General features: G+C 59.0%; 2 protein-coding genes and 1 pseudogene. All 3 read left to right on the forward strand.

Annotated features, from left to right (window positions below; translation table 11 throughout):
- Positions 1-930 precede the first annotated feature (930 nt).
- Positions 931-1,854 (forward strand): TauD/TfdA family dioxygenase, encoded by a 924-nt coding sequence (locus YU9_RS0137955; protein ID WP_027577366.1) that lies wholly within the window; start codon positions 931-933, stop codon positions 1,852-1,854.
- A gap of 80 nt (positions 1,855-1,934) precedes the next feature.
- Complete coding sequence (gene asnB, locus YU9_RS0137960) at positions 1,935-3,764, forward strand: asparagine synthase (glutamine-hydrolyzing) (protein WP_027577367.1); 1,830 nt, start codon at positions 1,935-1,937, stop codon at positions 3,762-3,764.
- 496 nt (positions 3,765-4,260) lie between these two features.
- Positions 4,261-4,454: pseudogene (locus YU9_RS46965) on the forward strand (transposase); the annotation flags it as partial.
- Positions 4,455-5,363: the final 909 nt, after the last annotated feature.

The raw sequence follows: 5,363 nt of genomic DNA on the forward strand, positions 1-5,363 counted from the left end.
CCGATGACATCCTGGCTTCCATCGAACGCTTCTGCCGGTACAATGCCCCGGCAGAACGCGACGCGAGGTTGCGAACTTCTGGTTCAGGACACTAGGTGCAGATGCCCCAGGCGGCCGCCGAAAGCGTTGACGACGTCCCTGCTGACGCTCTTGGGTTCGGCCGCCACACGAACCTTGGCGGTCTCGCCGCTCGATCGCTCGCCTTCGGTAATCTTGATCCCAGTCGCTCGTGTAAGGGACTCGACAAAGGCTTTGCCCTCGGCTGCCTGGACGCAGCAGACGACCGTCGGCCGATGGCCTGCAAAGGCCCGTTTCGCTGGCGCAAGCAATCCCACCCTAGCGAGCACTGCCAACGGCTTGGCAAGATCGAAGGCATCGGCTCCGCGACGGCAACGGCCTTGATCACCGCCCTAGCGATAGAAACTGCTTCAAGAACGGCCGTCAGCGGCTTGGTGCCGAGGCAACGATTCAGTTGAGGGCGGACCGCCCTGTTTGCCGTCTAGGAAAATCGGGGGTCGATATTTGCGTACACGCGCGACAAAACCAGCCGTCAGCCAGCCGTGTCGGGTTCACCACGGCAATGCTTGAAATCCTACGACTCGCAGTGTCATTCCAAGAGCAGGCTGGTAGTTATGGCTATTTTCTCCAGTCAGGCAAGCCGCGCACGAAATTCCGCGAGTGGCACGCCATTTGCTGAGATGATGAAGTCGCAGCCAACACGATCGCAGCGGCCCTATCGCCGCCGTTCCCGATGAAGTCTCGCTCGATCGACCCTGGTCGCTGTGTTGATGCTATTTACTCTCGGAGATTCAAACGAGATGAGCATCATAATTTGATGGAGCGCATGCGTCCACATCTGGCGCTCACCCGTTCGTGACGCAGCGGAATAGCTCGGCTTAGGCAAGGCACCGTAACCTGGAGAATACGATGATGACTGAAGCGACTGTGATCGATAGAGTTTTGCCGGGGGCCGACGTCGTCAAACGTGCAACACGCATCGGCGCTGAAATGAGAAACATTAAGCTATCGGGCGATTTGCCCGACCAGACGATTGCCGCGATCAATGGTCTACTGCTCAAGCACAAGGTCGTCTTCTTCCGCGACCAGGGTCATCTCGACGACGCCGAGCAGGAGCGTTTTGCTCTTCGTTTTGGAAAGCCCGTGCCGCCTCCGATCGTCGGTCCGACCAAGGGAACGGCATCGATCCTCGATGTTGATTCCACCCGCGTCAATGGCCGGGTCGACCTGTGGCACAGCGATGGAGCCTTCGTCGATGCCTATCCCAAGATTACAGTGCTGCGAGGCGTCGTGATCCCACCATTCGGCGGTGACACGGTCTGGTCAAACACGGCTGCGGCTTATCTTGAGTTGCCGCTGCCGCTGCAACGGCTTGCCGACGAGCTCTGGTCCGTTCACACCAACGGCCAAGGCGTTAGGCTTGGCTTCAGCGAGGCCGATAAGAGATATTATGAGGACGTCTTTACTAGCACGATCTATGAGACCGAGCATCCCGTCGTGCGTGTCCTTCCCGAGACCGGCGAACGCTCGCTGGTGCTCGGTTATTACGTGCAGCGCTTTGTTGGCATCCCGAAGTATGACGGGCAGAAGCTATTGGATCTCTTCCAGTCTCATATCACTGCGCCCGAGAATACGGTGCGCTGGAACTGGAAGGAGGGCGATGTCGCCATATGGGACAATCGAGCCACGCAACATTATGCGGTCAATGACTACGGCGACCTGCACCGCGTAGTTCGTCGCGTTACCGTCAATGGCGAGCTGCCCATCAGCGTCGACGGCCGGTGCAGCGTAATGCGCGTCAAGGCCATCAAGCCGCCGGCCACGACTAGCACCTAGCGCGAGGGTCGCGTTGGTGCGTGGCGGTACCAGTGGTACGAAGTTGCGCGATAGGTGCCACAAGACTAGGAGCCAAAGGTATGTGCGGTATCTGTGGATGGATTGACTTCGATCGAGACCTTGGAGTTTCCGACGCGCGATGGGAGCTTGCCACCATGACAGCCACCATGGCCCGCCGCGGTCCGAATGATGAGGGCACTTGGATTGACGGTCCCATGGCGCTGGGACATCGCCGCCTGGCGATCATCGACATCCAAGGTGGTCGTCAGCCGATGATGCTCCAGGAGGGTGGCAGACCCGCGTTAGTTCTAGTCTACACTGGCGAAACTTACAACTACCGCGACTTACGTCAACGGCTCGCTGCTCTGGGTCATCGATTCGATACGAGCAGTGACACCGAGGTGGTGCTGCACGCCCATCGCGAGTGGGGCCATCGCGACCCCCGCACCGCCGTGAGTGAGCTAAACGGGATGTTCGCCTACGCACTTTGGGATACCGCCAAGCGCGAGCTGGTGCTCATACGCGATCGGTTGGGCATCAAGCCGCTTTACTACTACCCCACTCAGCACGGAATGTTGTTCGGCTCTGAGCCAAAGGCGATCCTCGCGAATCGCCTCGCGGAAAGGGTTATGGACGCCGAGGGGCTTCGGCGCACCCTATGCTCCATCGCCGACCCGGACACTACCGCGTTCCGCGGCATGCGTGAGGTACCGCCCGGCCACATCGTCCGCGTCACTCGCGACGGAATCCGACAGGTGAGTTATTGGCAGCTCACCGACAGCGGGCACACCGACGACGTGCCTACCACGGTTCGACGGGTCCGCGAGCTGCTCGAGGATACGATCCAGCGGCAGCTCATCTCCGACGTGCCGCTCTGCACGCTCTTGTCGGGCGGCCTGGACTCCTCGGCCATGACCGCACTGGCCGCGCGCTTCAGCGACGAACGAATCCGGTCCTTCGCCGTGGACTTCGTCGGCTACACCGACAACTTTACACCCAACCCAATCTGCCTTACGCCCGACGGGCCGTATGTGCAGGAGGTCGCGAAACTCGCTGGGACCGCCCACACTGATATCACCTTATCCGCAGATGAACTCATGGACTCGGGCATACGGACCAGCACCCTCCATGCCCACGACCTGCCGTTCACCATGGGCGACATCGACAGCTCGCTCTATTTGCTATTCCGAGCTATCAGGCAACACTCGACGGTAGCTCTGTCCGGAGAGTCGGCCGACGAGCTTTTCGGCGGATACCCGTGGTTCCATGATCCCGCGCACGTTCAGGCCGACACGTTTCCTTGGTCCGAAAGCATCGATATCACCCGGAAGTCCCTAGACCCGGACCTCGTCCAGAAGCTTGACTTCCCCGGCTACCTAGACGGGCAGTACCGCAGCGCACTTGCTAAAGTTCCCGAGCTGACCGGCCCGGCCGCGGCCGATCCATACGAGCGTCGCATGCGCCAAGTCTGCTATCTTTTCCTTACGTCTTACCTGCCGAGGCTGCTGAACCGGAAGGACCGGCTGAGCATGGCTTTGGGTCTCGAGGTGCGGGTTCCCTACTGCGACCACCGCTTGGTTGAGTACGTGTTCGGCACTCCATGGGCGCACAAGACTTTCGATGGGCGCGAGAAGAGCCTGCTGCGAGCCGCCACCGCAGACCTGCTGCCGCAGTCAGTGGTGCAACGAGTTAAGAGCGGATATCCGGTTATCCAGGATCCAACCTACTACAGAATGCTGCGCACCCGGTTCACCGCGCTGCTGAATGATCGCAATGCGTCAGTGGCGCCGCTGCTCTCCATCGAGGGCTCACGCGACTTGCTCAATACGACCGAGAACATCAGATGGGTACAGCATATCCTCACCTTACAGGACTTTCTGACCGATTACAACGTGAGCCTCAGGCTCTGAGACGACGGAACAAATAACAGAATCGTCGCAATTTCCTCTGATGAGCGGAAGTGAAATTCCGGGGGGCCGAAGACGATCAGCCGGTTGGGCGATCTTGAATTTCATTTGGGTGGCCATCTACGTGTCGGCCGCAGCTTCCATGAGCAACGTCGTGCCAGTCGGTTCAACGCTCGCAGCGGCTGCGATTCATCCACCAATTTCATGGTTTGCTCCACAGTAGCCGCTACATGACGCCAAAAGTTCTGAAGGCAGGGCACAAAAAAGCTTAGAGATATGGCAAGCGCGAGACTCAAGTCGCTAGACCCATCCTGCGCGTCCGCGCCAGGACAACGGTGTCGCCTCGGAGCTCCGCTTTCAACCTGATAGGCGTAGCCGTCGAGATAGACTACAACTGCGAACTGACGATGGTCGCATCGGCCGCAGCTGACGCACCGCATAATCTGCGTGAACCTTTCTCGCTTCATCGTCCGTCCTTTTCTGATCTGAGGCCGGCTGGTATATCCAAGCCTTCAACGGCAACTTCCGGGCCAAATGCCTCAACGTCCATTGGTTCCTGTCCCTTGCGGACGCCCAGGAAAGAGTGGAGACTTGGCGCAGATACTACAATGAAGAACGGCCCCATGCGGCGATCGGCAAGGCCACCGGTTTTTGCTGCAAAACCACGTCGGCGCATCTAGCCTGCCAAGGTGATCAAGGGCAAAAAACTCTAGTTCTGGGTGCTCCAAAGTTCGGCCTTGCTACACGCTACACCGCACTCAAACTCTTGAAGCTTTCAGAGATCCAGGATAAGGCCAACAGCTTGGCGCCGCTATCTTCACGAAAATCCCGAACTCAAATATCGGCTACATATCACGGCTAGGTTGGTGACCGAAAGCTGGCTTCGTTCGGTATCAATCATACCAGAGCGGCGATAGCCGAACTGTGGTTTCCCGAAACATGAATCGGCTCGAGGCACTCGTGATCTCCGTCACCAAGTTCAATGCAGCTCAGGCCTACAAGGTCATTCCGGATCAAGTAGAAGTGGGGGCAGTGTCAGGCCACTTGTGCCCGGCCTGTGGGACCTCGCCGACGTCCGCGCGAGGCATTGCGCGTGGATTTGGCGCGGGTCTTGAGTTCAACTGCGGTCGATCCGGCCCGGCCTACGCGGTAGCTTGCGCAAATATCGTCGTCTGCGGCGATCCAGCGCTTGAGCCGGTCTGCATCGCAGCTGCACGCCGGCTACTCGAGCGAGGCGCTGAAAAAAGCTTGATCTGTGCCATCCCTATCCAGGCTCAGGCGGCGGTAAGTGGAGCGTGTCCCGCTCGCGGAATTTGCTCCGCTGCCGACCGCTAAGATCATTGCCGCGACGGCCGAACCGAGCCATCTCACGGGAGATTTGTGCGGCAAGAACGAACTTGGCAGAGCAGGGCGAGCTTATCGGAAGCACACCGAGCAAGTTGTGGCACAACGAGAGCCGCTCACGTGCCTAGTTAAGGGCACTCTTCAAGCAGTATCGTACCTTTAGCTAGTGTCCTGAACCAGAAGTTCGCAACCTCGCGTCGCGTTCTGCCGGGGCATTGTACCGGCAGAAGCGTTCGATGGAAGCCAGGATGTCATCGG

Source organism: Bradyrhizobium sp. WSM1743 (genome assembly GCF_000473065.1).
Taxonomy (GTDB): Bacteria; Pseudomonadota; Alphaproteobacteria; order Rhizobiales; family Xanthobacteraceae; genus Bradyrhizobium.

What these genes read in the sequence shown, in the direction of transcription:
- YU9_RS0137955 (WP_027577366.1), top strand. Translation starts at nt 931, where the DNA reads ATGACTGAAGCGACTGTGATCGATAGAGTTTTGCCGGGGGCCGACGTC.
- asnB (WP_027577367.1), top strand. Translation starts at nt 1,935, where the DNA reads ATGTGCGGTATCTGTGGATGGATTGACTTCGATCGAGACCTTGGAGTT.